This is a genomic window from Streptomyces sp. JJ66, assembly GCF_019303495.1.
Lineage (GTDB): Bacteria > Actinomycetota > Actinomycetes > Streptomycetales > Streptomycetaceae > Streptomyces.
This window is the reverse complement of sequence record NZ_JAEVFI010000008.1, coordinates 106680-132374: the sequence shown is the minus strand read 5'-3', so window position 1 is coordinate 132374 and position 25695 is coordinate 106680. Positions and strand designations below refer to the sequence as shown.

Sequence of the window (25695 nt, the reverse complement as noted above, 5' to 3'; positions counted from 1 at the left end):
GGCGCGCCCTCTCCCTTCACCGCCGCCGTGGCTTCCGCCCCGGCGGCGGTGCCGTATTCGGCCGCCGGGTGCGGTTGCCCCTTGCCATACGGCGGCGAGCCACGCCGTGGGGCGGACGCGCCCTGAGAGCCGCCAGGCGCGCCCCCGGCCGCGCGACGTCCGCCTGAGCGGCAGGGGTGACCGGCTACGCGGCCGCCTGGAGGGGTGCGCGCGGGGCGCTGTGCACGGGCGCGGCGAGGCTGACCAGGGCGGACTCCAGGCCGTGGAGGTGGGCCAGGGCACGGTCAGCCGTCGGGTGCGGGGTGAGCGCGGGTGACACGGACGCGCTGGGGGCCGGAGCGGGCGTGGTGCTCTGCTGCCGCAGGAGCCGGTGGACGGCGTCTTCCACCCGGGCACAGGCGGCGCTGAGCCGGGCGTCGTGGGAAGCGAACGGGTCGGCGGCGGTCTCCGCGAAGCCCTTGGCCTCCCGGGCGCAGTCGTCCAGCAGCGCGAGCACGAGCCGGGCGCGGGCCTTGCGGGCGCGGTGCGGGTTGAGCGGGTGGACGAGCGGGGCGAGCGCGGTGCGGGCCCGGCCGAGCAGCAGTTCCAGCTCGGCGATGCCTGCGGCCGGGTCGGCCCTCTCCTCGCCGGACAGGCGGCGTGCGGCCTGCTCGGTGCACCGGTGCAGGCACAGCACGGCGCGCTGAATCCACGCGTGGGTGGCCGCGTGGGTGGTGATAGGCAGCACGACCGCCACGGCGACCGCCGCACCGAGCGCGCCGAGTGCCGTCTCCGCGACGCGCAGGCCCAGCAACCCGGCGTGCAGCACGCCCAGCAGCCCGTACAGCAGGCCGACCATCACCGTGACGAAGAACATCATCCAGCTGTAGGAGACGGCGGCCGTGTAGAAGATGCCGAAGACGCAGAGAGCGACGATGGCCGCGGTCGGCGCCGGCGCCCCGCCTACCGGCAGCGCGACGAGGAGACCGCCCGCGATGCCGCACACCGTGCCCAGCACCCGCCGGAACCCGCGGACCAGGGTCTCTCCCCGCGAGGCGGTGTTGACGAAGATCCACCAGGCCGCGCCCACCGCCCAGTACCAGCGCTCGTGGGAGAGCGCCTGTCCCGCCGCCAGGGCCAGCGCGCAGGCGACCGTGGCCTGTACCGCCTGCCGGGTGGTCGGACGCCGCAGCCCGCGACCGTCGGCCATGACCGGGACCGCGGGCGGCAGATCCCGCCGCTCGATCCGCCACAGCCCGAACCGGACCAGTGCGGCGGCGGCCAGCGACAACAGCACAGCGCCTCCGAACCCCACCAGCTCCGCGGGGGCGGGGTGCAGGAACTGGGCGACGAAGAACATCATGAAGGCGAAGATGCCCAGCGCGTTCCCCCGCGGCCCGTACCGGCGGGCGTAAACACCGGCGAACACGATGCCGAGGAAGACGGCGTCCCGCGCCAGCGGCAGCGCGTGCAGCAGCGCGGCAAGCGCCAGCACGGGAAGACCGACCACCGGCAGCAGCGCGGTGGTGACGGCCTGCCGGGAGACGGCCGGATCAGTCACCGTGAACAGCGCGAGCAGGGCTGCCAGACCGCCGGTGATGACCGAGGTCACCCCCAGCCCGGTAAGCGCGACGGCGACGACCGCGAGGCCCACGCCGAGCACCGCGCGCAGCGACGAACGAAGCCGGACCCGCCGGGGGTCGGGCGCCACGAACATCTGCTTCACTCCGTGCTCCACGCCTCCTGTAGACAGCCTTCACCACCCGGCGCACCGGGTGTCCGCATCGTGATACGCCTTCGATGGAAGCATCTCTTGCCCCCTGCATCCAAATCGGCCGCCGAAAGCGCCAACGTTCCAGCGCGGCGCTCCCCCGCCGTATTCCCCGCCCGGTCCCCCGCCCGTGAATCGTCGCAGGCGGCCCCAAGGGCGGGCTCCCGGCGTCTGTAGGGACTCCCGGCGTCTGCGGGCTCAGCCGAGGAAGGACAGCCGCACCTGGCGCCGGGGATTGTCGCGGTTGGTGTCAACCAGGCAGACCGACTGCCAGGTGCCCAGGGCCAGCCGCCCTGCGACGACGGGGAGAGTGGCATGGGGCGGGACGAGGGCGGGGAGCACGTGGTCGCGACCGTGTCCGGGGCTGCCGTGCCGGTGGCGCCAGCGGTCGTCGGCGGGCAGCAGGTCGCGCAGGGCCGCCAGCAGGTCATCGTCGCTGCCCGCATCGGTCTCCAGGATCGCCAGGCCCGCCGTGGCGTGCGGGGTGAAGACGTTCAGCAGCCCGTCGCTCCCGGCGGCCACGTCGGCCAGGTAGCGCTCGCACTCCCGGGTGAGGTCGGTGACCGTCTCGGCGGAGCCGGTAGTGATGTCGAGGACGCGCGTGGTGAACCGTTCGCTCATGCCCTCATCCTGCCCCGGGAAGCACGCGGCGCTCATAGTGGTTGCCAGGAGCATGGATGACGTGGAGGTCGTGGTCGTCGGCGGCGGACAGGCGGGGCTGTCCAGCGCCTACCACCTGCGCCGCCGGGGTTTCGTGCCACACGAGGAGTTCGTGCTGCTGGACCACGCGCCGCGTCCGGGCGGGGCGTGGCAGTTCCGCTGGCCGACGCTGACGTACGGTGCGGTGCACGGCATGCACGCCCTGCCGGGCATGGAGCTGGCCGAAGCCGATCCCGACCGCCCCTCCGCCGAGGTAATCGGCGCCTACTTCGCGCGGTACGAGAAGGCGTTCGCGCTGCCCGTCCGCCGTCCGGCCGACGTGCGCGCGGTGCGGGACGGGTCGCGAGGGCGGTTGATTGTGGAGACTTCGGCCGGAATGTGGCGGACCCGGGCGCTGATCAACGCCACCGGGACCTGGGAGCGTCCGTTCTGGCCCCGCGTCCCGGGGCAGGAGACCTTCACCGGGCGTCAGCTGCACACCCAGCGGTATCCCGGCCCACGGGCCTTCGCGGGGCAGCGCGTGGTGGTCGTGGGCGGCGGGACCTCGGCGGTGCAGCACCTGCTGGAGATCGCTCAGACGGCGGCGGCCACCACGTGGGTCACCCGGCGCCCGCCGCGCTTTCGCGCCGGACCCTTCGACGCGGAGGCTGGCCGCGCGGCCGTGGCACTCGTGGCGGAGCGGGTGCGGCACGGCCTGCCGCTGCAGTCAGTGGTCTCCGTCACCGGGCTGCCGATGACGGCGGCGATGGAGCAGGCGCGGGAGCGCGGAGTGCTGGAGCGGCTGCCGATGTTCGACCGGGTGACACCCGGCGGCGTGGTGTGGGCCGACGGACGCGAGGTGGCCGCCGACGTCATCGTATGGGCGACCGGGTTCCGTCCCGCCCTGGCGCATCTGACGCCCCTGCGGCTGCGCGAGCCGGGCGGCGGCGTCCGGCTCGCGGGCACCCGGGTGGTGCGGGAGCCGCGCGTCCAACTGGTGGGGTACGGCCCGTCAGCCAGCACGATCGGCGCCAACCGGGCCGGGCGGGCCGCGGTGGCGGATGTGGTCCGGCTGCTGGGCCGCTCGCGGCACGGGGAAGCGGGCAGAGGTGAACCGGTGGGTGGTTCTTCACCCGAGGGCGCGATGGCCGCACCACAAACTGATGGGGAGCTGTGTGACGCGCCATGCTGACAGTGCGCAAGCGCCGGTCCGCAGAGCGCGTTGACGCCACCGGGCCGTTGCAAGGCCCCACCGGCGGCTGCCGCTGGACAGCGAGCGCGTTGAGATGCTCGGGGAGCGGGAGTTGCTGGAGTTCTGGCTGGAGCGCGCCACCTTCCGGCGACGGGGGTCGGCGCGCGATCGCGGGGTGGGTCAGGTGTTCGACGGGCCACCGGGTCAGGCGGGGCTTGGGGCGAGTGGCGGGGCGGGTTTTGTGCCAATGGTGACAAATTCCGGCAGGCGTGAACGCCGGGCCGCGGCGCTCGCGTACCAGGCGGCGTAGATCCAGCGGGTTCCCGGAGGGGACCACCCGATCGTCGCCTGGAGGTCAGCCACGTGAGCCATCGCCGAGTGAAAAAGCGCACCGGGGCCGCGGTCGCCGCGGCTAGCGCCGGTCTGCTGGGGGCTGCCGTCCTGCTGCCGAACGCCAACGCGACCCCCGAGACGCCGGACGCCGCGCGCACCTTCTCCCAGGCCGACGCCGGGCAGCTCGGGCCGCGTCTCGCGCGCGACCTCGGTGACCAGGCGGCGGGGTGGTACTACGACGCCGATACGCGGCAGCTCGTCGTCAACGTGCTCGGCGACCAGGCCGCCGAACGGGTGCGGCAGACGGGCGGCGAGCCCCGGTCCGTCCAGCACACCACCGCGGAGCTGCGGGCGAGCGCCCGGGCGCTGACGGCGGACGCCTCGGTCCCGGGTACGGCCTGGTCGGTGGACCCGCGCAGCAACCGTGTCGTGGTCCACGCCGATAGCACCGTCACTGGCGACCGCTGGGAGCGGCTGACCGAGGTCACCGGCGCGCTGGGCGATACGGTGACCGTGCGCCGGGCGCCGGGCACCTTCACGCCGTTCGCCGGTCCCGTGGACGGGGGCGACACCATCTTCGGCGGCGGCTCGCGCTGTTCGCTCGGCTTCAACGTGGAGGCTGGGGGCGCCAAGGCGTTCCTGACCGCGGGCCACTGCACCCAGGCTTCACCAACGTGGAGCGCGGACCAGGCCGGTGCCGAACCGCTGGGCACCGCCGCGGCCTCCACGTTCCCCGGAGACGGTGACTTCGCCCTCGTCGTCTACGACGACCAGAGCGCCGAGGCGCCCAGCACCGTTGACCTGCACGACGGCACCTCGCAGCGGATCACCCGGGTCGCCGAGGCGAGCGTGGGCCTGCCCGTGCAGCGCAGCGGCAGCACCACGGGCCTGAGCCAGGGCGTCGTCACGGGGCTCGACGCCACAGTCAACTACGGAGGCGGCGACATCGTCACCGGGCTCATCCAGACTGATGTGTGCGCCGAACCTGGTGACAGCGGCGGGTCCATGTTCTCGGGTGACGCGGCCGTCGGCCTCACCTCCGGCGGCAGCGGCGACTGCACGCAAGGCGGTGTCACCTTCTTCCAGCCCGTCACCACCGCCCTGGCGGCGGTCGGCGCGCAGCTCCCCCAGGGTGCGGCGTCGGACTCGTCCGGCGCGGCACCGGACGACGGCGCGGACGCCGGCCTCGGTGAGAACGACGGTGACGGCGGCCTCGGATTCCTGCTCGATCTGTTCGACTGACCCCCCCAAGCGGACCGGCCCGTGCACGGTCGGTCCTGCCGCTGCCGACGGGTGTGATGGGGGAGTGTCCCCGTCGGCAGTGGCCTCCCGGCGGCGCCGCTGCACCTGCCCCGCAGCGGCGCCGGGCCTGCCCGTACTTCGCCGGGGCGGGCAGGCCCTCCCCCAGTCATGCCCCGAGCAGTCTGCGATGCTCGGGGCATGACGGTGTGGCCTCCCGCGTGGCGGCCTCCTCGCACGCCCCGTCCGCCCAGCCGTCCGGTCAGCGGCGGCTCCGTCTGCGACGCCCGGCGGCTCGTGCCCGGCGGCGAGCAGGCCCTCTTCTCCGAGACTCTGCGTACCGCCCGCCTACGCGGAGGTGCGTTTGCTGCCGGGGCGTCAGGTGCGGTCCCGCTGCACCAACTCACGCACCTGCCCGCCCACGCCGCGCGCTTCGGCGGTGGCGGAATGAGTACCCGTACTCATGTCCCGCGTCACGTTCGTGGTGATCCTGGGGCCATGACGTCACCCGTGCAGCGGCCCACCACAGCCGCGTTCTATGTCCAGTCCATCATCGCCTTCGCGCTGGCGCTGTTCGCGGTCACGGTCGGCGTTGTCTACATGCCGCTCGGCCCGTGGGAGCGCGGCTTCCTCGCCCTCGGTCTGCTGTTCCTGGTCTCCTCGACGTTCACGCTGGCCAAGTGCGTGCGCGACCGGCAGGAGAGCCAGCAGGTCACGGCCCGCGTGGACCAGGCCCGGATGGAGAAGCTCATCAGCGAGCACGACCCGTTCGAGGTCAAGAACTTCTGATGGCGGGCCGCGAGAGCTCACCTACGCGGCCCGCGCGCCGAACGCCGCGTAGGCCGCCTCGCCGAACAGGACGAACCTGGCCTCCTCGACCGCCGTCGGGGTGGCCCGCACCGTCTCCACCGCGATCCGCGCGCCGTCCTCCAGCGGCCAGCGGTAGACGCCGGTGGAGATGGCCGGGAAGCCCACTGTCCGGGCACCCAGTTCATCGGCCACCCGAAGCGCTTCGCGGTAACAGGAGGCGAGCAGATCCGACCGGTCCTCACTCGCCGACCACACCGGGCCCACGGTGTGGATGACCCAGCGCGCGGGCAGCCGCCCCGCGGTGGTGGCCACCGCCTGCCCGGTGGGCAGTCCCTCGCCGTAGCGGGAGGCACGCAGGTCGCGGCACTCCGCGAGGATCTGCGGGCCTCCGGCCCGGTGAATCGCTCCGTCAACCCCGCCGCCGCCCAGCAGCGAGGAGTTCGCCGCGTTGACCACGGCGTCCACCTGCTGCTCGGTGATATCCCCGCGTACGCACGTGACCTTCATACCGCCATCGTGCCACGCTGTCAGCGCGCCGCCGCGGCTCGTGGCCAGTAGCATCCGCACATGGCCGCACGCTTCAAGGACCTGGCCCTGGACGCCCTCGACCACCAGGCCCTGGCCGACTGGTGGTGCGCCGCGCTCGGATACACCCGGCGGCCGCCCCAGCCGGGCCACGAGCCGCCGCCCGTGGAGTGGCCGGTGCCCATCCACGATCCGCGCGGCTATGGACCGCTCATCTGGGTCAACCCGGTGCCGGAGCCGAAGACGGTGAAGAACCGCATGCACCTGGACGTGTGGGGCGATTCGGCCGAGTTGCTGGAGCTGGGCGCGACCCTAGTCCGCCGGCGGGACGCCCAGCGCGACTGGGACGTCCTGGCCGATCCCGAGGGCAACGAGTTCTGTGTCTTCACGCCGCCCGCCCCGCCCGGCATTCCGCTGACCCGTCGCTGAACCGGGACCCCGGTTTACGGCGGACAGTGGCCGTGGGGCAGGCTGCACCGGGTGATCGATACCGTGGCATGGATTCACGTGCGGGACGGGCGCATCCTCACCGCTCGCACCAAGGGCCGGACGCTGTTCTACATCCCGGGCGGCAAGCGGCACGCCGGGGAGCGCGATCTCGACACACTGGTGCGGGAAGCCGAGGAGGAGCTGACAGTACGGCTGCTGCCCCACACCGCCGCGCACTTCGGCACCTACCAGGCGCCCGTCGATGACGATGCCGGGGCCGCGGACGACGCAGCGGGCGGGGGCGGCGTCCGGACGGTGCTGATGGCCTGCTACACGGCCGACCATCTCGGTACCCCGGCCGCCGCGGGCGAGATCGCCGAGCTCGCCTGGCTGACCTACGCGGACCGTGAGCGCACACCACCGGTCGACCGGCTCGTCTTCGACCAGTTGTACGCCGACGGACTGCTGCGCTGATGACCCGGGCCGGGCAGTGAGCTGCCGCTGGGGGTCGCGAGCCCGTGGGTGTCAGCTCGGCAGTTCGGCGGGGGCCGGGGCTTGCGCGTCCCGCCGGACGAGGGCCGCGTACCGGCCGCCGCGGGCCATCAGCTCCTCGTGCGTGCCACGCTCGGCGATCTCGCCGCCGTCCAGGACGACGATCTGGTCCGCGCCGCGGATCGTGGACAGGCGGTGGGCGATGGTGATGGTGGTCCGTCCCGCGGACAGTTCGTCGATGGCCGCCTGCACGGCCTGCTCCGTCCTGGCGTCCAGGGCGGAGGTTGCCTCGTCCAGGAGGAGAACCGGCGGGTCGCGCAGAATCGTGCGCGCGATGGCCAGCCGCTGCTTCTCCCCGCCGGAGAAGCGGTAACCGCGCTCGCCGACGAGCGTGTCGTAGCCGTCCGGCAGGGCCGTGATGTGGTCGTGGATCTGCGCGGCGCGGGCGGCGGCGACCAGCTCCTCATCGGTCGCCTCCGGCTTGGCGAAGCGGAGGTTCTCGGCGACGGAGGCGTGGAAGAGGTAGGTCTCCTGGGAGACGACGCCGACGGCGCGGGCCAGCGAAGCGAAATCCAGCTCGCGTACGTCCACCCCGTCCACGGTGACGCGGCCCGCGCTTACGTCGTACAGGCGCGGGACCAGGTAACCAAGGGTGGTCTTGCCGGAACCGGTGGCGCCGACGAGGGCGAGGGCGGAACCGGCGGGCACGCTGACGTCGATGCCGCGCAGGGTGGGTTCCCCGGCTCCGGCGTAGTGGAACGTCACGTCCTCGAAGCGCACGTCGCCGCGCGGCGCCTCCAGGGATACCGCGTCCGGCCGCTCCGCGAGGTCAACCGGCAGGTCCAGGTACTCGAAGATGCGCTGGAAGAGCGCGAGCGATGCCTGGACATCGACACCGGTGTTCAGCAGGGAGACCGCTGGACGCAGCAGCCCCTGCTGCAGCGTGACGAACGCGACCAGCGTGCCGATGGACAGGGCCGGTCCGCCGACCTCCAGCAGCAGGCCCGCCGACCAGTACAGCAGTGCCGGGATCGCCGCCATGATGATGCCGATCGTGGCCATGCGCCACCGCCCGGCCATGCTGGAGCGGATCTCCAGAGCGGCCAGCTGCTGGGACTCGTCGGCGAAGCCTCTGGTCAGGGAGTCGGAGCGGCCCATCGTCCGGCCGAGGAGGATGCCGCTGACGGACAGCGACTCGGTGACCATGGCGGCCATGGCGGCCATCTGCTGCTGCCGGGCCGTGGTGATCCGCTTGCGCTCCCGGCCCACGCGACGGCTGATCCAGACGAACAGGGGCAGCAGCGCGAGGCTGACCAGCGTCAGACGCCAGTCCAGGGCCAGCATGGCGGCGATGGTGGCGATGACGGAGGTCGCGTTGGAGACCAGGGAGGTGGCCGTGGAGGTGACGGTGGCCTGCATGCCGCCGATGTCATTGGCGATGCGCGACTGCACCTCGCCGGTGCGGGTCGTGGTGAAGAACGCCAGCGGCATCTGCTGCAGCTTGGTGTAGACGCCGGTGCGCAGGTCGTGCATGACCCGCTGCCCGACGGTGGTGGAGATCAGCGTCTGCAGTACGCCGAAGACGCTGGTCAGCACGGCCGTCGCGATCATGCCGAGCGCGAGCAGGGAGAGCAGGCCGGTGCGGCGTTCGGGAATGGCCACGTCGAGGATCTCGCGCAGCAGGAAGGGTGAGGCGACAGTGACGAGGGAGGCGGCTGCCACCAGCAGGCCCACTACGGCGAGCCGTCCGCGGTAGGGCAGGAACAGCCGCATGATGCGGCGCAGCTGGTGCGGAGGCGGCGGCCGGTTCGGGTCTTGGGGCGGCGGGGTCCACCGGGGTGCGTCGTGGGGCATGGGCTCCTTCGGGCTGTCCGGCACCGGTGGCGTGCCGGTGCGCAAGCTGCCACAGTGACGATAGTCGATCGTTACCTATATTCACAATGAGCTTTGTCCTGTTAAGCTCCGGGCATGCTTTCCGCTGACGCCGACGGGTCACTTGCCGACCAGCTCATCCGGCTCTCCCGCCGCCTGCACCGGGCCCAGCGGCAACGGCTGGAGCCGCTGGGCGTCACGCCCGCACAGGCTCGCCTGCTCGGCGTCGTGGCCCACGGCACCACGGCCCCGCGCATGGCGGATCTGGCCGCACGGCTCGATGTCGTGCCCCGCGCCGTGACCACACTGATCGACGGCCTCCAGGAACGCCAGGCGGTACGCCGGGTTCCGGACCCGGCCAACCGCCGGGTGGTGCGCATCGAGCTCACCGACCGGGGGCGCGAGCTGCTGCACCAGCTGCGGCACGCCCGCCGGGAAGCGGCCGAGGACCTCCTGGCACCACTGGCGGATGAACAGCGCGCGCGACTGGGCGAGCTGCTTACCGCACTGGACGTGCGCCAGCACGACCACACCTGACCCGCCGGACGGCCTCACCGGCGGCGACCCACGCGACGCAGGCCGCACCCTGTCCCCGCCACGTCACCGCGTCAGGCTATGAGCCCCAGGGCGTAGATCGCTCCGGCTCCGCCCGCTAGGCCGAAGGCAGGCATGAGCACCTTCTCCTCCACCCAGTGCCCCGCGGGGAAGCGCATGAAGGACGGCGGGCCGACGGGGTACCAGCGCTTGCTCTTGATCGGCAGTGGCCACAGCACCGGGCACCCGGAGAGGGTGAGCGCGTCGCCGATGGTGTGCACCACGGCACCGAGCACGATGGGCAGGCCAAGCCACAGGTACTCCTGGCCCGGCTCGGTGAACAGCCAGTTTGAGCCGTAGCCGGGACGGTTGAGGATGCCCGCGAGTATCCATGCCGCCGCCGCGCCCAGGAGCCACACCAGCACGTCGCTGGAGACCCGGGCCGCGCGCCACAGCAGACCTTCCACGGCGAGCACCATGTGCACGAACAGAATGCCCAGGACCGCCCAGCGGCCACCGAACACGGCGAGTGCCGAGAAGCCCGCACCGATGAGCACCGCCCAGATCCAGGTGTGGGTCAGGGTGCGGTGCCCGCCGCTGCGCTTGGGCTCGCCCTTGCCCCGGGTGGCGTTGAAGACCGCGGCGGCCAGCTTGTCGATGACCACGGCCAGCAGCCGGGAGAAGGGGCCGAAGGCGCGCGATATCGTCGCCGACTTCTGGTCCAGGTCCGGGGCGAGCGCCGCGCCGGAACAGATCAGCGCACCGGCGACCAGCACCGGCCACGGCATCGGGCGGTCCAGCGCGGACGCCACCGCGCCCGCCCCGAGCCAGGCCGCGGCCCCCGACAGTGAGTGTGCCGGTCCCATCATGTGCGTCCCACCCCATCGCCGTACTGTGCGCCACCGCGGCCCAGTTGTCCGCCCGGAAGGCGGTCGCGGTGCCGGACAGCGTAGCCCCCAGCGATCTTGGCCCGGCGGCCGGTTCCCCGCCGGGCGGTGCGGGCAGGCAGTATGGGGGGCGTGACGCTCATTGATCAGCTGCCGCGAGACGCCGACCCCGACGCCCTTTTCGACGCCTTCTCCTCGTGGGCGCAGGAGCGTGGCATCGCCCTGTATCCCGCCCAGGAGGAGGCGCTGATCGAGGTGGTGTCGGGGGCCAACGTGATCCTTTCCACGCCCACCGGATCGGGGAAGTCCCTGGTGGCCGCCGGGGCGCATTTCGCGGCGCTGGCGCGGGACGAGGTCACCTTCTACACCGCGCCGATCAAGGCGCTGGTGTCGGAGAAGTTCTTCGACCTGTGCAAGCTGTTCGGTACCGAGAACGTCGGCATGCTCACCGGCGACGCGTCCGTGAACGCGGACGCGCCCGTCATCTGCTGCACCGCCGAGGTGCTGGCCTCGATCGCGCTGCGGGACGGCAAGGACGCGGACATCGGCCAGGTCGTCATGGACGAGTTCCACTTCTACGCCGAGCCGGACCGGGGCTGGGCCTGGCAGGTGCCGCTTCTGGAACTGCCGCAGGCGCAGTTCGTGCTGATGTCGGCGACCCTCGGGGACGTCACCCGGTTCGAGGAGGACCTCACCCGCCGCACCGGACGCTCCACCGCGGTGGTGCGTTCGGCCACCCGACCGGTGCCGCTGAGCTACGAGTACCGCACGACCGGGCTGACCGAGACGCTCACCGAACTGCTGGAGACCCGCCAGGCACCGGTCTACATCGTGCACTTCACCCAGGCACAGGCCGTGGAGCGGGCCCAGGCGCTGATGAGCATCAACATGTGCACCCGGGCGGAGAAGGACGAGATCGCGGGGCTCATCGGCAATTTCCGCTTCACCACCAAGTTCGGCCGCAACCTCTCCCGCTATGTGCGGCACGGTATCGGCGTGCACCACGCGGGCATGCTGCCGAAGTACCGGCGTCTGGTGGAGCGGCTGGCCCAGGCCGGGCTGCTGAAGGTCATCTGCGGCACCGACACCCTGGGGGTCGGGGTGAACGTGCCGATCCGCACGGTGCTGTTCACGGCGCTGACCAAGTACGACGGCAACCGGGTGCGGGTGCTGCGGGCCCGGGAGTTCCACCAGATCGCCGGGCGGGCCGGACGGGCGGGCTTCGACACCTCCGGTTTCGTGGTGGCGCAGGCGCCCGAGCACGTCGTCGAGAACGAGAAGGCGCTCGCCAAGGCTGGTGACGACCCGAAGAAGCGGCGCAAGGTGGTGCGCAAGAAGGCGCCGGAGGGCTTCGTCAACTGGGGCCAGAACACGTTCGAGAAACTGATCGCCTCCGAGCCGGAGCCGCTGACCTCCCGTTTCCGTGTCACGCACGCCATGCTGCTCGCGGTGATCGCCCGCCCGGGCGACGCGTTCAGCGCCATGCGGCATCTGCTGGAGGACAACCACGAGGACCGGCGTGCCCAGCTGCGGCACATCCGGCGCGCCATCGCCATCTTCCGCTCGCTGCTGGACGCCGGGGTGGTGGAGCGGCTGGACGAGCCCGACGAACAGGGCCGCACGGTGCGGCTGACGGTCGATCTGCAGGAGAACTTCGCACTCAACCAGCCACTGTCGACCTTCGCCCTGGCCGCTTTCGACATCCTGGAACCGCAGTCGCCCTCCTATGCGCTGGACATGGTCTCCGTCGTGGAGTCGACCTTGGACGACCCGCGGCAGATCCTGGCCGCGCAGCTGAACAAGGCCAAGGGCGAGGCCGTCGCGGCGATGAAGGCTGAGGGGGTGGAGTACGAGGAGCGCATGGAACGCCTGATGGACATCACGTACCCGCGTCCGCTGGAGGAACTGCTGCTGCACGCCTACGGGCTCTACCGTTCCTCCCACCCGTGGGTCGGTGACCACCCGCTGTCCCCGAAGTCCGTCGTGCGGGACATGTACGAGCGTGCCATGTCCTTCAGCGAGTTCATCTCCTTCTACGAACTCGCCCGTACCGAAGGCATCGTGCTGCGCTACCTGGCCAGCGCTTACAAGGCGTTGCAGCACACGGTGCCCGACGACCTGAAGTCGGAAGACTTTCAGGACATCGTGGAATGGCTGGGTGAGATGGTGCGGCAGGTGGACTCCAGCCTGCTGGACGAGTGGGAGCAACTGGCCAACCCGGCCGAGGAGAGTGCCGAGGAGGCGCGGGAGCGGGCCGACCATGTCCGTCCCGTCACCGCCAACGCCCGGGCCTTCCGGGTACTGGTGCGCAACGCGCTGTTCCGCCGGGTGGAGCTGGCCGCGCTCGACCAGGTCGAGGAGCTGGGCGCGCTGGACGGCGAGGACGGCTGGGACGCCGACGCGTGGGCTGATGCGCTGGACGCGTACTTCGAGGAGTACGAGGAGATCGGCACCGGGCCCGACGCGCGGGGGCCGAAGCTGCTGCGGATCGAGGAGGTGCCCGGGGACGGGCTGTGGCGCGTCCGGCAGACGTTCGCCGACCCCAAGGGCGATCATGACTGGGGCATCTCCGCCGAGGTAGACCTGACCGCCTCGGACGCCGAGGGCCGGGCCGTCGTCAAGGTCACCGGTGTCGGACCGCTGTGAGTCCATCAGCACCGGTGCACCCGCGCCGGTGTCCGCACCGACCTGAGAGGAAGCACACCGATGAGTGCGAGCGCGGCTGAGCGGCTGGTGGATCTCCTCGATCTGGAGCAGATCGAGGTGAACATCTTCCGCGGTGACAGCCCTCCGGAGCACGTGCAGCGGGTGTTCGGGGGCCAGGTGGCGGGACAGGCGCTGGTGGCGGCGGGCCGCACCACCGACGGCAAGCGGCCGGTGCACTCGCTGCACGCCTACTTCCTGCGCCCGGGCGCGCCGGGGCGGCCGATCGTGTACCAGGTGGAACGGGTACGGGACGGGCGCTCGTTCACCACCCGGCGGGTGGTGGCGGTGCAGCAGGGCAAGACGATCTTTCATCTGACGGCTTCCTTTCACGCGGCTGAGCCGGGCATCGAGCATCAACTGCCGTTGCGCGACCTGCCGGGGCCGGAGGAACTGCCGAAACTGGCCGACGAGATCCGCGACCACCTCGGTGAGCTGCCCGAGGCGCTGGAGCGCATGGCGCGCCGACAGCCGTTCGACATCCGGTACGTGGACCGGCTGCGCTGGACGGCGGACGAGGTACGGGGCGCGGAGCCGCGCAGCGCGGTGTGGATGCGCGCGGTCGGCCCGCTCGGAGACGACCCCCTGGTGCACACCTGCGCGCTGACCTACGCCAGCGACATGATGTTGCTGGACGCGGTGCGCGTGCCGGTGGAGCCCTTGTGGGGGCGGCGCGGGTTTGACATGGCCTCGCTGGACCACGCTATGTGGTTCCACCGGCCGTTCCGTACGGACGAGTGGTTCCTCTACGACCAGGAGTCACCCATCGCGACCGGTGGCCGGGGGTTGGCGCGGGGGCGGATCTACGACCGGGCGGGGAACCTGATCGTCTCCGTCGTGCAGGAGGGCCTGTTCCGTCCGCTGGACGGTTGAGCCGGGCCCCGCCCCCTCTGCGTCGCCGGGCAGGCGCGGCGGACGGCGGCGTGCCTGGGCCAGGACGAGAGTCAGGCTCATACGGTGCCAGTGCACTTCCTCGGTGGAGCGGGCCGTCAGCACCCCGGCCAGGGCCGCGCCGGACGGGGAGCCGGGGCGGGTGGCCGTGAGCGCGGGGCGCCGGGCGGCCAGCGCGAGCCGTTCCCGCACCGATGGCACCGTCTCCTGCAGCACGTCCGGCGGCAGGACAGCGGCGTGGACCGCCGCCACCGCCCACGGGTCCTGCGCCTCCCCCAGCAGCTGGGCAACGCGGCGGCCGCGCCACAGCCTCGGCCGCCAGTCCACCCCTTCGGCCAGCAGCTCCCGGACGGTGCGCGGCAGGGCGCCGTGCAGCAATCCGGGCTGCCAGGCGGCGAACTCCTCCAGCTCGGCGGCCAGGTAGAGCCACGCCAGCCTGCGGTAGCGGTTGACCGCGCAGCGCACCGGGCCGAAGCACCCGGCGCGCGCGAGGCGGGTGAACCGGGGCTGGCCGATCCCGAGCAGCGCCGCGCCCTCGCGCACCCCCACGAGCCGCAGCCGCTCCCGCAGTGCCTCCGGGAAACCCGGCTCAGCGCCCAGCCGGGTGAGTTCTGTGAGCGGTACGCGGCGCCGGCCGCCGACGCGGGCCGCCGGTACCGTCGCCACCTCGCCCAGCTCCACGGCCAGGGCGAATTCCCGTGGGGAGAGTTTCAGTTCCTGCCGCGCCCGCTGCGGGGCCATGCTCTGTGATGGTGCTGACGCTCCGGAGCCGCCGGAACATGGGTGGTGTTCATCCCGGGCGCGCTGGTCGAGACACACTGCCATGACGTCCTCCCCCGTGATCGGGTTCGATTACCGTGTGTCACGACAGTACGGTGCCTGGCACCTTCCCGCCCGGCCTGTGGACAACGCGGAGAAACCCCTGTTCAAAGTGGTTCCATAGGGTTCAGCCCGAACCCCCAGGCCCGTCAGCGCCAGATGCTCAGGCTGTCTTGGGCGCACCCCCGCCGCTGCGTGCGGCCACCGCCAGGTGTTCCCCGACGCGGCTGACGAGCAGCGTCATCTCGTAGGCCACCTGCCCGAAGTCCGCCTGGGCGGTGGCCAGCGCGCACAGGCAACTCCCGGGACCGGCCGCGGTGACGAACAGCACGCCGTCGTCAAACTCGATCATCGTCTGCCGCACGTGTCCGGCCCCGAAGTGCCGGCCCGCGCCCTTGGCCAGGCTGTGCAACCCGGAGGCCACAGCCGCCAGCCGGTCGGCGTCCTGCCGCGCGAGTTCTTTGCTCACCGCCGTGACCAGCCCGTCCGTGGAGAGCACCAGCGCGTACCGCACCGTGGGCACCCGCGCGGTCAGGTCTTCCAGCAGCCAGTCGAGTTGCGCGCTCAAGGCCATGTCCCTTACCCCCTTCGTCGTGATACTCGACGTGCCACCCCTACCCATCACCGCGGTACCGCCAACACCCGCCGCGCGGTGGACCGGGGAGGGGAGGACGGCGGCGGTGGGGGATCATGCCGGTATGCCCCACGACGACCAGGCCGGGGTGCGAGCCTTCTTCGCCCTGGCACGCCGGGAGCCGCCGGCTCCCGGCGATCAGTCCCCCGCCTCCCGCCCGGTTTCCGGCCGCCCCGTTTCCGGGGACCGGCCACCCGGCTCTTCGGCTTCCTGCCCTTCGGCATGGGATACCGGGCAGCTGAGCGGGAAGGTGCCCAGGCCGCTGAGGCGGTAGCCCGCGGGGTAACCGGGGTAGCTCTTGATCTGCGGGTTCTGCCGTGCGAAGTGCGGTGTGCGGCGCGGCGGTAGGAGCCGCACGGCACGCCCGCGCAACCGTAGCGCGCCGTGGGCGAGGCGCCGCGCCGCCGGGCCGGGGCGCGGCAGGCGGAAGGCGTTGAGCAGGGCGTCGTCCATGACGGCGATGCTGCTTCGCCGGGCCAGGGCGGCGAGGGGGCGCGGATACCAGGAGGCCATGAGATCCAAGGTGGCGTCGGCGACGGAACGGGCGGCGGGGTCGTATCCGTAGTGCGCGGCCTCGTAGTCGTCCAGGCAGCGCTCGAAGCCGGGGTACGTGGCCGGAATGCCACGGATGCCCATGCGCAGCCCGAGCGTGCGGTAGTAGGCGGCGACAGCACGGGTCTCGTGGTCGGTCAGCCGCCGCCAGCCGTAGGCGTCCAGCCAGCGGGTGGGCGTGACGACGAAGGTGCACAGCACGTAGCGCATGTCGTCGTTGGAGATCGCGTAGGCACGGTGCATCTGGTTCATGCGCCGGACGGCGGTGCGGCCCTCGGCGGAGTCGAAGCCGTGCTCGACGACGGCGTCCAGCAGCAGCGCGGTGTCGTCGTAGCGCTTCTGCGGCCGCTCGGTCAGTTCGGCGGTGTGCGCGAGGAGAGCGCCGATGCTGGGCACGGCGTAGGTGCGGAAGAGGGCGAGTTCGAGCGCCCGGGTGATGTCCCAGGGGAACTCCTGGGTGACGATGAGCTGGTAGATCCGGTGGCAGTCACGCTCGGGGTCGAGCCGCAGGATCTCCCTCAACCGGTCGTATCGCCGCATGCCGCCCCTCAGTCCGTCACCTGTCGGCCCGTCATACTACGGGTGGCGTGGCCCTGCGCGCCGGGTCAGCGCCCGATCTGCCGACGCGACGACACGCGACGCAGGCGGCGGCGCTGCGAGGGGTCCAGCATCAGGTAGGCCGCCACTGGCACGCCCACCACCATCAGCAGGACCGCCCACAGGGGGAGCCAGATCAGCAGGAGCAGCCCGACGGCCACACCCCCAACGGCGATCTTCGCTTGGGTGCTCATACCTCTTCGCCTCCTCAGCCGCGGCGGTCCTGCCCGTCGGGCCGCCTACCTACTACAACGCCGTCGCGGCGCTCCGCGTTCCCTCCGGCCCCGGACGGGGTTCGGTCCCGGCGTGCGCGTGCACCCGAGCGCCCGGGCGGGTAGTGAAGTATGAGAAATACACGGAAGCCGTAGCCCCCAGCGCCGCAGCACAGCTCCGGATCTCCGCCCTGAGCAGCGTGCACGGCCATCGTACTGCCCGCCGACCCACCCCGGGCCTCTACCGTCGCGCTCTGGCACGGGAGGCCGGTGGCGGTCCGCCGACCCCACGGCCGCGGACCCGGCGACGGCGCTGACCGGGCCCGGCAGTGACCGGGCCCGGCAGTGAGGCAGGAGCCGTCAGGCGGGGAGGTCACCGGTCAGGCGAGGGTTTCCATCACGGAGTAGTAGCCGCCCAACTGGCCAGCGGCGGTCGGATGATAGGAGTTGATGAGCGGCCAGGTCAGGCTGTGCAGCCAGGAGTCGCCCGAGCAGATCTCGTGTCCGTCGAAGGCGCCTCGGACGTCGCCATAGGTAAAGCCGTGGTCCGCCGCGCGCTTGGCGGTGACGTGGTGCAGGTCGTCGGCCGCCGTGTTGATGGCCGCCCGGGAGCGCTCGCTGATCCCGAGCACGCAGCTGCCGTTCAGCTCGTACATGTGCGGGTAGCCCAGAACGACCACCTGGGCGCCTGGCGCCTTGGCGCGGATCGCGTCGTAGGCCGCGTCCAGACGTGCGGGCAGCGTGGTGTTGATGTACTCGCGCGCCTGGTTGACGCGCGAGACGCAGGCGCTCTCGCCCTGCAGGACGCAGGTGGTCATGGTGTCGGCGAAGCCCGCGTCGTTGCCGCCGATGGAGATGCTCACCAGGGTCGTCGAGGAGTTCAGCGGCCCGAGCTGATGGTTGATGACGTCCTGGGTGCGGGCGCCGGAGCAGGCGGTGAAGGCGAAGGAACCGGGGCTGTTGGCGTTGCTCCACAGTTCCGGGTAGGCGCGGGTGCTGCGCCTGCAGTCGCCGCTGGCGGGATCGTAACTTCCGGCACCGACACCGGAGGAGTAGGAGTCACCGAGCGCCACGTAGGACTCGGCCGCGGCCTCCTGGGCGAACGCGGCGCCGCCGCTGAGACCGGTGAGGGCGACGAGAGCGGCCACCGTGGCCGAAACCGACGCGAATCTGGGCAGTTTCACAGAACCTCCCATGGTGGGGACAGAGGGAACTGTCTGGACATCCGTCGTAGCAGCGCCCAACACATTCGAGAAGTGTCCATGCCAAAAATTAGGGGTGTAGAGGTGCGTCCTGTCGCATAAACGAGCGTCACACCCCTGATGTACCGGGCAAACACCACATAGTGACGCGATATCAGCTCATCGGGTGACAGGGCATCCGTGACGCGTGTGCGCACAAAGAAGGCGTGGCGCAGGAGAACGCCACAGGTCGTGCGCACACCGCGCCGGGCGAGCTGAGCGCACGGCCGCTTCCCCCGGGGCCACTCAGGGAGGTGCGCTCATCACACTTAAGGGCGCGGTGGTGGGCGGCTGGAGGACGACCGGGGAACAAACAGGACGCCCCGGACGTTAAGAGCAGGCCGGAGCCGCAACCGCAGGACGGAGGACGGCCGTGGAACGCGAACCGCAGGACCGGGACGAGGGCCGTGGGGATGCCTGGGAAGAGCAGGAGCTGAACGAGCAGTTCATCCGCGAGGCCGAGGTGAACGAGCCGGCGGCGCGAACCAGGATGTTGCGGGAGCGCTGGCGCAGTGCCCCGCCGGAACCGCAGCCCTGGCGGGCCGACGCACCGCCCGCTGGCTGGTTCTGGAGCCGGTCGCGCCGGGACGCCCGCAAGAGGCGCCGCAAGGGAGACTGACCGCACGAGGGCAGGGCCGCACGCGTGTGCGTGTGGCCCTGCCCTCGTGCCCGACCCGTGGTCCCGCTGAAACCGCAGGTGATCTCAGCCCTGTGCCGGTCGGGTAAGCCTGCCTCCCAGGCCGGTCTTCCTCCGGTCTGGCGACCGCGGGTCCCGGCCGGAAAGAACACGGGCGTGCGGCAGGTCGGGCCTTGCCCGGGGCGGGGATCGCTGATGGGATCGTGATCACCACAGCGGTCCGCACCGCCACCGACCACCGAAGGAGCCCGGGTGTCAGCGCTCATTCCCGCCCTGGAGAGGCAGCCGGACAAGTCGGCCCTGTGCTTCGACGACGTGGTGGTCGGCTATCCGCAGCTCGCCGGAGCCGCCTACACCCTGGCCGGACAGCTCGTCGGGCTGAGCCGCGTGGCGGTGTGGGCGACGCCGACGCCGCACACCGCGCTGAGCGTGGTGGCGGCCGTGCTGGCCGGAGTGCCGGTCGTGCCGCTCAATCCCGGCAGCGGGCAGCGGGAGCTGGCCCATATCCTGGCCGACAGCGCCCCGGACCTGCTGTGCACGGGGCCCAAGACCGAACTGCCGGAACCGGTCGAGGGGCTGCCACAGCTGACGGTCACGCTGGCCCCGCCCTCCGACGCGGTGCCCCTCTCCAGCCCGGAGCCCGGCTCGGACGCCTCCGCCGCGCTAATCGTCTACACCTCGGGCACGACGGGCCCGCCCAAGGGTGTCGTCCTCTCGCGCCGCGCGGTCGCCGCGACCCTGGACGACGTCGCCGACGCCTGGCAGTGGACGGAGGACGACGTGCTGGTGCACGCGTTGCCGCTGTTCCACGTGCATGGCCTGGTCCTGGGCCTCCTCGGGCCGCTGCGCCGCGGCGGCACGCTACGCCATCTGGGACGGTTCTCGACCGAGGGCGTCACGCGGGCACTGACCGAGCGGGGCGGCACGATGTTCTTCGGCGTCCCGACGATGTACCACCGGCTGGCCGGGGCCGCGCAGCGGGACGCCGGGCTCGCCCGGGCGCTGGGAGCGGCCCGGCTGCTGGTCTCCGGCTCGGCGGCGCTGCCCGCCCGTGACCACGAGCGCATCCGCGCGGCGAGCGGCGCCCGCGTCATCGAGCGGTACGGCATGACCGAGACGCTGATGAACACCAGCACCCGGGTGGACGGCCCCGCCCGGCCGGGCACCGTCGGCGTCCCGCTGCCCAGCGTGGACGTGCGGCTGGTGGATGACGACGGCACGCGCATCGAGGCGAGCGACGGGGAGACGGTGGGTGAGATCCAGGTGCGCGGCCCGAACCTGTTCACCGAGTACCTGGGCCGCCCCGACACGACGAACGACGCGTTCGCCGGAGGCTGGTTCCGCACCGGCGACATGGCCACGCGGGACCCGGACGGCTGCTACCGGATCGTCGGCCGCAAGTCCACTGACCTCATCAAGAGCGGCGGATACAAGATCGGTGCCGGGGAGATCGAGAACGTTCTGCTGGAGTTCCCCGGTGTGCGCGAGGCGGCGGTCACCGGTGCCCCCGATCCGGACTTGGGCGAGCGCGTCGTCGCCTGGATCGTGCCGGCCGACGACGCGGCCCGCCCCGGCGAGCAAGCCCTCGCCGACCATGTCGCGGCTCAGCTCGCGCCGCACAAGCGCCCGCGCGAGGTCCGCTTTGTGACCTCCCTCCCCCGCAACGAGATGGGCAAGCTCCTGAAGCGGGAACTGGGATGAGCGGCGGCATGGCCTCGGCCCGCTCGGCTGTCGCCGCCGTCACCGACGCCTTCACCGACCTGACGAACGCCGCGCCCGACGCCGCACCCGGGCGGTATGACGGGCCGCTGGGATGGGACGGCTACGGCGCGGCGCGGGAGCGCGCGGCACAGCGGACGGGCGAGAGCGAGTCCGTCGTGTGGGGTGTGGGCGACTTCGGGGGGTGCCAGGCCGTCGTCGTGGCCTTCGAGTTCGGCTTCCTGGGCGGGTCGCTGGGCTCGCGCACCGGCGCCCGGCTGGAGGCGGCGCACGGCCGGGCGCGGGAACTGGGGCTGCCGGTGGTGTCGCTGATCGCCACGGGCGGCAGCCGGATGCAGGAGGGCATGCGCGCGCTGACCCAACTGCAGCGGGTGGCACGGCAGTCGGCACTCACCCGGGTGGCTGGGCTGCCGCAGCTCGCGGTGCTGCGCGATCCGGCTACCGGCGGCGGCTGGGCCACACTCGGCGCGGGTGCCGACATCCTGCTGGCGCTGCCCGGCGCGCAGATCGGCTTCGCCGGCTCCCGGGTACGGCCCGCGGACGCGGACCCGGCCGCCTACACCGCCGAGGGCCAGCTCGCCACCGGGCACGTGGACGCGGTGGTGCCGCAGGCGCGGCTGCGGCCCGTGCTGGAGCGCTGGCTGCGTCTGCTGACGCGCCCGGCGCCCGGTCCGGCTCAGCCGCCGCACGCCCTCGGCGCCACGGCGCTGCCCCCCACTGGCTGGGCGGCGGTGCGCCAGGCCCGTGCGGCCGGACGCCCGCGCGCCGACGCCTACCTGGACGCGTACTTCACCACGCGCGCGGACATCTCCGGTGACCGGTGCGGCGGTACCGATGCCGGGGTGCGCTGCGGATTCGGTGAGCGCCACGGCGGCACGGTGGCCTACGTCGCGCAGTTGGGGACGGCTACGCGGCCAGCCGGGTTCCGCACCGCGGCGCGGCTGATCCGGCTGGCCGGGCGGCTGGGCATGCCGGTGCTCACGCTGGTGGACACCCCCGGCGCCGCCAACGACGCGGAGGCCGAGCGCGCGGGGGCCGGGGCGGCGATCGCCGAGTGTTTCGCCGCCGTCGCGGAGTCCACGGTGCCGGTGACGACCCTGGTGGTCGGCGAGGGGGGCTCGGGCGGTGCCCTGGCGCTGGCCGCGCCGGGCCGCACGTGGGTGACGCCGGACAGCTACTTCTCGGTGATCGCCCCGGAGCTGGCCGCGGCGATCCTCAAGCGGGAGCCGGGGGAGGTGGAGCGCACCGCGGACCAGCTGCGGGTGCGGCCCCAGGACCTGGTGGCGCTGGGTGTGGTGGAGGGCGTCGTCAGACCGGCGGGGCGGGGGCAGTAAGAGTCCCCAGGCGCGCGGCCGGGCCGTGGGGACCCAGGGTGGGGCAGCGTCACCCCGCCGGTGCCCGCGCCGCGTCCCGGGGGACACTCGCGGGTGCCGCGGAGGTGACACGGCCCGGGCACGCCTCCACCTGCGCCCCTACCCTGCGGCGGGCTCCGGGGCGGGGAAGTCGGTGACGCGGTCGCACCAGCGTTCCAGCAACACCCGGTCGTGGCCGACGGCCAGCAGAGCGGCGTCCTCGGCCGCCCGGTACTCCTCGACGACGCCGACGAGCGCGGCGGTGGTGGAAGCGTCCAGCATCGCCGTCATCTCGTCGCAGATCAGCAGACGCGGGCGCAGCACCAGGGCGCGGGCCAGGCAGGCGCGCTGGAGCTGGCCGTCGCTGACCTCGTGCGGGCGGCGGGTGAGCAGGTCGCCGCCGAGTCCGACCGTGTGCGCGAGTTCGGCGGTGCGACCGGTCACCTCGGCGGAGCGGCCGGTCGCGCGCAGCGGTTCGGCGATCAGGTCACGCAGCGTCAGCCGCGGGTCGGCGGACAGGCGCGGCTGCTGGAAGACGACGCCGATCGCGGTGCGCTGGGCTCGCGGCGCGCGGTGGCGGAAGCCGCGTACGCGGGCCCCGGCCAGGTACACCTCGCCCGCGTCGGGGCGGTGGAGGAGGGCGGCGACGCGGGCCAGGGTGGATTTGCCGCAGCCGCTGGGCCCGAGCAGGCCGACGGCCTCGCCCCCCGTCACGGTGAGGCCGACCCCGCGCATGACCGGGGCGCGGCGGTCGTATCCGGCGGTGATGGCGCGCAGTTCAAGCATGGGCGGGATCCAGGGCGTGGTGACAGGCGGTGCCGCCGGTCAGGGCGGGGCGCTCGGCGCAGGCGTCGGTCACGCGCGGGCAGCGGGGGGCGAAGGCACAGCCGCCGGGCAGCGCGTCCAGCTCCGGGGGCATGCCGGGGATGGGGGTGAAGTCGCGTTCGGGAAGCGCGGCGAGCAGCCCGGCGGCGTAGGGGTGCCGGGGGCCGGGCTCACCGAAGAAGGCATCGGCCGGGGCGAGTTCGACGACACGCCCGGCGTACATGACGGCCACCCGGTCGGCGATGCGCGCGGCGGCGGCCAGGTCGTGGGTGATGACGAGCAGGCCGCGCCCATCGTCGGCGTGGCGGCGCAGTTCGTCCATGGTGCGGTCCGCCAGTGCGCGGTCCAGACCGGTGGTGGGTTCGTCGGCGATGAGCAGCGGGGCGTCGCCGACGAGGGCGAGGGCGGTGGCGGCACGCTGGGCGAGGCCGCCGGAGAGTTGGTGCGGGTACCGGTCGAGGTGGTCCGGCGGGAAGGCGGCCCGCGCGGCCGCTGCCGTGACGGCGGCAGTCAGCCCGGCCTTCGGCGTGCCGGTCAGCTCCCGGACGGTCTCGGTAAGCTGGGCGCGGACGGTGCGGACCGGGGTGAGGTGGGCGGCGGGGCTCTGCGGTACCAGGCCGACGCGGCGTCCGCGTACCTGACGGGCGAGGGTGTCCTCGTCGGCTCCGAGCAGTTCGCGTCCGCCGGTGTGCGCGGTGCCGCGCACCTCCGCGTTGCCCGGCAGCAGGCCGAGGAGGGCGGAGGCGAGCACGGACTTGCCGCAGCCACTCTCCCCGACCAGCGCCAGGCACTCCCCGGCGGCCAGGCCGAAACTCACGCCGGTGACGGCGTCCACCGTGCGCCCGCCGCGCATCCGGAAGCGGACGGACAGCCCGGTCACCGACAGCAGGGTGGTCACAGCATCAGCTCCGATCGGCGGCGCGGATTGATCCGCTCGCGCAGGACTCCGGCGAGTCCGGCGATGGCGAGGGTCGGGATGATGATGAACAGGCCGGGAAAGAGCGTCGGCCACCAGTCCCCGGCCAGCAGCGAGCCGCGCGCCGCCTCGGTCATGGTGCCCAGGCTCGCCAGGTGTGGCGGAATGCCCAGGCCCAGGAAGGACAGCGCCGACTCGTGCCAGATGGCGTGCGGCACCATCAGCACGGCGGCGAGCGCGGCCTGGGGCCACACGCCGGGCACCAGGTGGCGGACGGTGACGCGCCAGCGGGAGGCGCCGCCGGAGACGGCCGCGTCGATGTAGGGGCGCGAGCGCAGCGAGTGGATCTCGGCGCGCACGATGCGGGCGGTGGACACCCAGTGCGTCAGTCCGACGGAGATGACCACCGGCCACACCCCGGGGCGGAACATCGCGACGATGAACACGCCCAGCAGCAGGTGTGGCACCGAGGAGATGCCGTCCACGACGCGCATGACCAGCCGGTCGGTGCCGCCGCCCAGCGCGGCGGCGAGCGCGCCGACGCACACCCCGAGCACGGAGGCCACCAGCGCGGCGACCAGCCCCACCAGCAGCGACACGCGCAGCCCGTAGACGCAGCGCAGCAGCACGTCGCGGCCGACGTCGTCGGTGCCGAAGGGGTGGGCCAGGGAGGGTGGCTGGAGCTTGCTGGCCAGGTCCACGGCCTGCTGGTCGAGGGGGAACAGCGGCGGGACGAGCAGGACGGCGAGCGCCACGACCAGGCACCCGGCGGCGGCGGTGCGCACCCGCAGCGTGCGGTAGTCGCGGCGGCCGCGCCGCGTCCCGGCCGGGGCAAACCAGCCGTCGCTGTCCGGCGCCGCGCTCGCGGGGTGCGGGGCGGAGCCGGTGCCGTGGCCGGTGCTGGTGGCCCTCACATCTCCTCCAGGGCGACGCGCGGATCGGCCAGGCCGTAGAGCAGGTCGGCCAGCAGGTTGCCGAGCAGCACCGCGCCGGTGGCGAGCACGGTGAGCGCGGCGAGCAGCGGGAAGTCGCTGGCGGTGGCGGCGCGTACGGTGGCCGAGGCGATGCCGGGCCAGGAGAAGACGGTCTCCACCAGCAGCGCGCCGGTGATGAGTTCGGGTACCCGCGAGCCCATGAGCGTGAGTACGGGCAGCAGTCCGGAGCGCAGGGCGTGTCCGAAGAGCACGGTGCGTTCCTTCAGGCCGCGGGCGCGCGCCCCGCGCACGGGGTCCTCGTGCAGCGCGTCGCCCACGCCCTGCCGCACGTACAGGATGAACCACGGCGTCTGCGCCAGGGCCAGGACGGCGACGGGCAGGGCCAGGTGGGTCAGCAGCGACCCGGCGGTGACGGTGTCGCTGCCGGTGTCGGTCAGGCCGCCCGCGGGCAGCACCCCGAGCTGGAGCGCGAACAGCCACACCGCCAGCAGACCGAGCCAGAACGGCGGCGCGGCCTGGAGCAGGTAGGCGGCGGAGGTGACACACCGGTCCAGCAGGCCGCCCTGGCGGCGGCCCGCGGCCACACCCAGCAGGGTGCCGACGACGACGGCGAGGACGAACGCGAGCGCGCAGAGCAGCACCGACCAGCCGATGCGCTCGGTGATGACCTGCGCGACCGGCTGGCGCAGCGTGCTGGACTGGCCGAGGTCACCGCCGAGCGCGGAGGTGAGCCAGCGCCACCACTGTTCGGCGAAGTGCGCGTCCACGCCCAGGTTCTCACGCAGCTGGTCGAGGGTTTTCCCGTCGGCCCGCAGGGCGGCGTCCCCCGCGTACTGCTTGACCGGGTCGAACGGCGAGGCGGCGGCGAGCGCGAACAGGCCGAAGGTGACGACGGCCAGGACCGGGACGGCCGCCAGCAGCCGTCGTCCGGTCAGCCGGGCCATCGGCCCCCAGGGCAGC

Annotated in this window: 25 protein-coding genes; 11 read left to right on the top strand and 14 right to left on the bottom strand. The window is 72.9% G+C overall.

The window, feature by feature from the left end:
• Positions 1-184 precede the first annotated feature (184 nt).
• A complete protein-coding gene (locus tag JJV70_RS08100; protein ID WP_219047143.1) occupies positions 185-1696 on the bottom strand; it encodes an FUSC family protein in 1512 nt (503 codons plus the stop codon).
• Positions 1697-1948: 252 nt separating this feature from the next.
• Positions 1949-2371 (bottom strand): secondary thiamine-phosphate synthase enzyme YjbQ, encoded by a 423-nt coding sequence (locus JJV70_RS08095; RefSeq protein ID WP_219047069.1) that lies wholly within the window; start codon positions 2369-2371, stop codon positions 1949-1951.
• A 52-nt stretch (positions 2372-2423) separates the two neighbouring features.
• On the opposite strand from JJV70_RS08095, the gene JJV70_RS08090 reads away from it, so the two are divergent.
• The 3 genes from JJV70_RS08090 to JJV70_RS08080 all read left to right on the top strand — a co-directional run bounded on the left by JJV70_RS08090 (position 2424) and on the right by JJV70_RS08080 (position 5942).
• Entirely contained in the window at positions 2424-3581 is a 1158-nt protein-coding gene (locus JJV70_RS08090) for an NAD(P)-binding domain-containing protein (protein ID WP_219047068.1), read from the top strand.
• 363 nt (positions 3582-3944) lie between these two features.
• Positions 3945-5156, top strand: a complete 1212-nt coding sequence (locus tag JJV70_RS08085) for a S1 family peptidase (protein WP_219047067.1) — start codon at positions 3945-3947, stop codon at positions 5154-5156.
• A 495-nt stretch (positions 5157-5651) separates the two neighbouring features.
• Positions 5652-5942 (top strand): YiaA/YiaB family inner membrane protein, encoded by a 291-nt coding sequence (locus JJV70_RS08080; RefSeq protein WP_219047066.1) that lies wholly within the window; start codon positions 5652-5654, stop codon positions 5940-5942.
• A 21-nt stretch (positions 5943-5963) separates the two neighbouring features.
• On the opposite strand, the gene JJV70_RS08075 is transcribed toward JJV70_RS08080, so the two are convergent.
• Positions 5964-6470: an O-acetyl-ADP-ribose deacetylase gene (locus tag JJV70_RS08075; RefSeq protein WP_219047065.1), complete on the bottom strand. Its 507-nt coding sequence runs from the start codon at positions 6468-6470 to the stop codon at positions 5964-5966.
• 60 nt (positions 6471-6530) lie between these two features.
• Here JJV70_RS08075 and JJV70_RS08070 point away from each other — a divergent pair, with 60 nt between their 5' ends.
• Together JJV70_RS08070 and JJV70_RS08065 are read left to right on the top strand one after the other, a co-directional pair.
• Entirely contained in the window at positions 6531-6917 is a 387-nt protein-coding gene (locus tag JJV70_RS08070) for a VOC family protein (RefSeq protein WP_219047064.1), read from the top strand.
• 51 nt (positions 6918-6968) lie between these two features.
• A complete protein-coding gene (locus JJV70_RS08065) occupies positions 6969-7391 on the top strand; it encodes an NUDIX domain-containing protein (RefSeq protein WP_374227257.1) in 423 nt (140 codons plus the stop codon).
• Positions 7392-7442: 51 nt separating this feature from the next.
• On the opposite strand, the gene JJV70_RS08060 is transcribed toward JJV70_RS08065, so the two are convergent.
• Positions 7443-9263, bottom strand: coding sequence for an ABC transporter ATP-binding protein (locus JJV70_RS08060; protein WP_219047063.1), 1821 nt, complete (start codon positions 9261-9263; stop codon positions 7443-7445).
• 114 nt (positions 9264-9377) lie between these two features.
• Here JJV70_RS08060 and JJV70_RS08055 point away from each other — a divergent pair, with 114 nt between their 5' ends.
• Positions 9378-9818, top strand: coding sequence for a MarR family winged helix-turn-helix transcriptional regulator (locus tag JJV70_RS08055; RefSeq protein WP_219047062.1), 441 nt, complete (start codon positions 9378-9380; stop codon positions 9816-9818).
• Between the two features lie 71 nt (positions 9819-9889).
• Here the strand turns inward: JJV70_RS08055 and JJV70_RS08050 are convergent, their stop codons facing one another.
• The gene (locus JJV70_RS08050; protein WP_219047061.1) at positions 9890-10684 is read right to left on the bottom strand and encodes a metal-dependent hydrolase; all 795 of its coding nucleotides are present in this window, start codon (positions 10682-10684) and stop codon (positions 9890-9892) included.
• 150 nt (positions 10685-10834) lie between these two features.
• On the opposite strand from JJV70_RS08050, the gene JJV70_RS08045 reads away from it, so the two are divergent.
• Both JJV70_RS08045 and JJV70_RS08040 read left to right on the top strand, forming a co-directional pair.
• Positions 10835-13348 carry an RNA helicase gene (locus JJV70_RS08045; protein WP_219047060.1) on the top strand — a complete coding sequence of 838 codons (2514 nt, stop codon included), beginning with the start codon at positions 10835-10837 and terminating at the stop codon, positions 13346-13348.
• A gap of 60 nt (positions 13349-13408) precedes the next feature.
• Complete coding sequence (locus JJV70_RS08040; RefSeq protein WP_219047059.1) at positions 13409-14278, top strand: acyl-CoA thioesterase II; 870 nt, start codon at positions 13409-13411, stop codon at positions 14276-14278.
• Here the strand turns inward: JJV70_RS08040 and JJV70_RS08035 are convergent.
• The 5 genes from JJV70_RS08035 to JJV70_RS08015 form a co-directional block, all read right to left on the bottom strand.
• Positions 14165-15037 (bottom strand): DUF6397 family protein, encoded by an 873-nt coding sequence (locus JJV70_RS08035; RefSeq protein ID WP_257573583.1) that lies wholly within the window; start codon positions 15035-15037, stop codon positions 14165-14167. The genes JJV70_RS08040 and JJV70_RS08035 overlap by 114 nt on opposite strands.
• 241 nt (positions 15038-15278) lie before the next feature.
• Positions 15279-15689 (bottom strand): roadblock/LC7 domain-containing protein, encoded by a 411-nt coding sequence (locus JJV70_RS08030; protein ID WP_219047058.1) that lies wholly within the window; start codon positions 15687-15689, stop codon positions 15279-15281.
• A 198-nt stretch (positions 15690-15887) separates the two neighbouring features.
• Positions 15888-16841 carry an oxygenase MpaB family protein gene (locus JJV70_RS08025; protein WP_219047057.1) on the bottom strand — a complete coding sequence of 318 codons (954 nt, stop codon included), beginning with the start codon at positions 16839-16841 and terminating at the stop codon, positions 15888-15890.
• A gap of 65 nt (positions 16842-16906) precedes the next feature.
• Entirely contained in the window at positions 16907-17092 is a 186-nt protein-coding gene (locus JJV70_RS08020; protein ID WP_219047056.1) for a hypothetical protein, read from the bottom strand.
• Between the two features lie 398 nt (positions 17093-17490).
• Positions 17491-18294, bottom strand: a complete 804-nt coding sequence (locus JJV70_RS08015; RefSeq protein ID WP_308294736.1) for an SGNH/GDSL hydrolase family protein — start codon at positions 18292-18294, stop codon at positions 17491-17493.
• A gap of 430 nt (positions 18295-18724) precedes the next feature.
• Between JJV70_RS08015 and JJV70_RS08010 the strand changes: the two genes are divergently transcribed.
• The 3 genes from JJV70_RS08010 to JJV70_RS08000 all read left to right on the top strand — a co-directional run bounded on the left by JJV70_RS08010 (position 18725) and on the right by JJV70_RS08000 (position 22041).
• On the top strand, positions 18725-18970 hold the full coding sequence (locus JJV70_RS08010; protein WP_219047054.1) for a hypothetical protein: 246 nt from the start codon (positions 18725-18727) through the stop codon (positions 18968-18970).
• Positions 18971-19240: 270 nt separating this feature from the next.
• On the top strand, positions 19241-20689 hold the full coding sequence (locus tag JJV70_RS08005) for an acyl-CoA synthetase (RefSeq protein ID WP_219047053.1): 1449 nt from the start codon (positions 19241-19243) through the stop codon (positions 20687-20689).
• On the top strand, positions 20686-22041 hold the full coding sequence (locus JJV70_RS08000) for a carboxyl transferase domain-containing protein (RefSeq protein ID WP_257573582.1): 1356 nt from the start codon (positions 20686-20688) through the stop codon (positions 22039-22041). The genes JJV70_RS08005 and JJV70_RS08000 overlap by 4 nt, the downstream gene beginning before the upstream one ends.
• A 138-nt stretch (positions 22042-22179) precedes the next feature.
• Here the strand turns inward: JJV70_RS08000 and JJV70_RS07995 are convergent, their stop codons facing one another.
• From JJV70_RS07995 to JJV70_RS07980, 4 genes are read right to left on the bottom strand one after another with little or no spacing between them, the layout of a single operon-like run.
• Positions 22180-22845, bottom strand: a complete 666-nt coding sequence (locus JJV70_RS07995; RefSeq protein ID WP_219047052.1) for an ABC transporter ATP-binding protein — start codon at positions 22843-22845, stop codon at positions 22180-22182.
• Positions 22838-23737 carry an ABC transporter ATP-binding protein gene (locus tag JJV70_RS07990; protein WP_219047140.1) on the bottom strand — a complete coding sequence of 300 codons (900 nt, stop codon included), beginning with the start codon at positions 23735-23737 and terminating at the stop codon, positions 22838-22840. The genes JJV70_RS07995 and JJV70_RS07990 overlap by 8 nt, the downstream gene beginning before the upstream one ends.
• Before the next feature lie 41 nt (positions 23738-23778).
• Positions 23779-24714 carry an ABC transporter permease gene (locus JJV70_RS07985; RefSeq protein WP_219047051.1) on the bottom strand — a complete coding sequence of 312 codons (936 nt, stop codon included), beginning with the start codon at positions 24712-24714 and terminating at the stop codon, positions 23779-23781.
• Positions 24711-25679: an ABC transporter permease gene (locus tag JJV70_RS07980; RefSeq protein WP_219047139.1), complete on the bottom strand. Its 969-nt coding sequence runs from the start codon at positions 25677-25679 to the stop codon at positions 24711-24713. The genes JJV70_RS07985 and JJV70_RS07980 overlap by 4 nt, the downstream gene beginning before the upstream one ends.
• Between the last annotated feature and the right edge of the window lie 16 nt (positions 25680-25695).

Excerpts from the sequence above, each read along its gene's own strand:
- JJV70_RS08055 (WP_219047062.1), top strand. The coding sequence starts at position 9,378 with ATGCTTTCCGCTGACGCCGACGGGTCACTTGCCGACCAGCTCATCCGG.
- JJV70_RS08080 (WP_219047066.1), top strand. The coding sequence starts at position 5,652 with ATGACGTCACCCGTGCAGCGGCCCACCACAGCCGCGTTCTATGTCCAG.
- JJV70_RS08030 (WP_219047058.1), bottom strand. The coding sequence starts at position 15,689 with ATGGCCTTGAGCGCGCAACTCGACTGGCTGCTGGAAGACCTGACCGCG.
- JJV70_RS07980 (WP_219047139.1), bottom strand. The coding sequence starts at position 25,679 with ATGGCCCGGCTGACCGGACGACGGCTGCTGGCGGCCGTCCCGGTCCTG.
- JJV70_RS08050 (WP_219047061.1), bottom strand. The coding sequence starts at position 10,684 with ATGATGGGACCGGCACACTCACTGTCGGGGGCCGCGGCCTGGCTCGGG.
- JJV70_RS07995 (WP_219047052.1), bottom strand. The coding sequence starts at position 22,845 with ATGCTTGAACTGCGCGCCATCACCGCCGGATACGACCGCCGCGCCCCG.
- JJV70_RS08095 (WP_219047069.1), bottom strand. The coding sequence starts at position 2,371 with ATGAGCGAACGGTTCACCACGCGCGTCCTCGACATCACTACCGGCTCC.
- JJV70_RS08075 (WP_219047065.1), bottom strand. The coding sequence starts at position 6,470 with ATGAAGGTCACGTGCGTACGCGGGGATATCACCGAGCAGCAGGTGGAC.
- JJV70_RS08035 (WP_257573583.1), bottom strand. The coding sequence starts at position 15,037 with ATGGCCCCGCAGCGGGCGCGGCAGGAACTGAAACTCTCCCCACGGGAA.
- JJV70_RS08025 (WP_219047057.1), bottom strand. The coding sequence starts at position 16,841 with ATGCGGCGATACGACCGGTTGAGGGAGATCCTGCGGCTCGACCCCGAG.
- JJV70_RS08060 (WP_219047063.1), bottom strand. The coding sequence starts at position 9,263 with ATGCCCCACGACGCACCCCGGTGGACCCCGCCGCCCCAAGACCCGAAC.
- JJV70_RS08070 (WP_219047064.1), top strand. The coding sequence starts at position 6,531 with ATGGCCGCACGCTTCAAGGACCTGGCCCTGGACGCCCTCGACCACCAG.
- JJV70_RS08100 (WP_219047143.1), bottom strand. The coding sequence starts at position 1,696 with ATGTTCGTGGCGCCCGACCCCCGGCGGGTCCGGCTTCGTTCGTCGCTG.
- JJV70_RS07990 (WP_219047140.1), bottom strand. The coding sequence starts at position 23,737 with ATGCGCGGCGGGCGCACGGTGGACGCCGTCACCGGCGTGAGTTTCGGC.
- JJV70_RS08020 (WP_219047056.1), bottom strand. The coding sequence starts at position 17,092 with ATGAGCACCCAAGCGAAGATCGCCGTTGGGGGTGTGGCCGTCGGGCTG.
- JJV70_RS08040 (WP_219047059.1), top strand. The coding sequence starts at position 13,409 with ATGAGTGCGAGCGCGGCTGAGCGGCTGGTGGATCTCCTCGATCTGGAG.
- JJV70_RS08090 (WP_219047068.1), top strand. The coding sequence starts at position 2,424 with ATGGATGACGTGGAGGTCGTGGTCGTCGGCGGCGGACAGGCGGGGCTG.
- JJV70_RS08000 (WP_257573582.1), top strand. The coding sequence starts at position 20,686 with ATGAGCGGCGGCATGGCCTCGGCCCGCTCGGCTGTCGCCGCCGTCACC.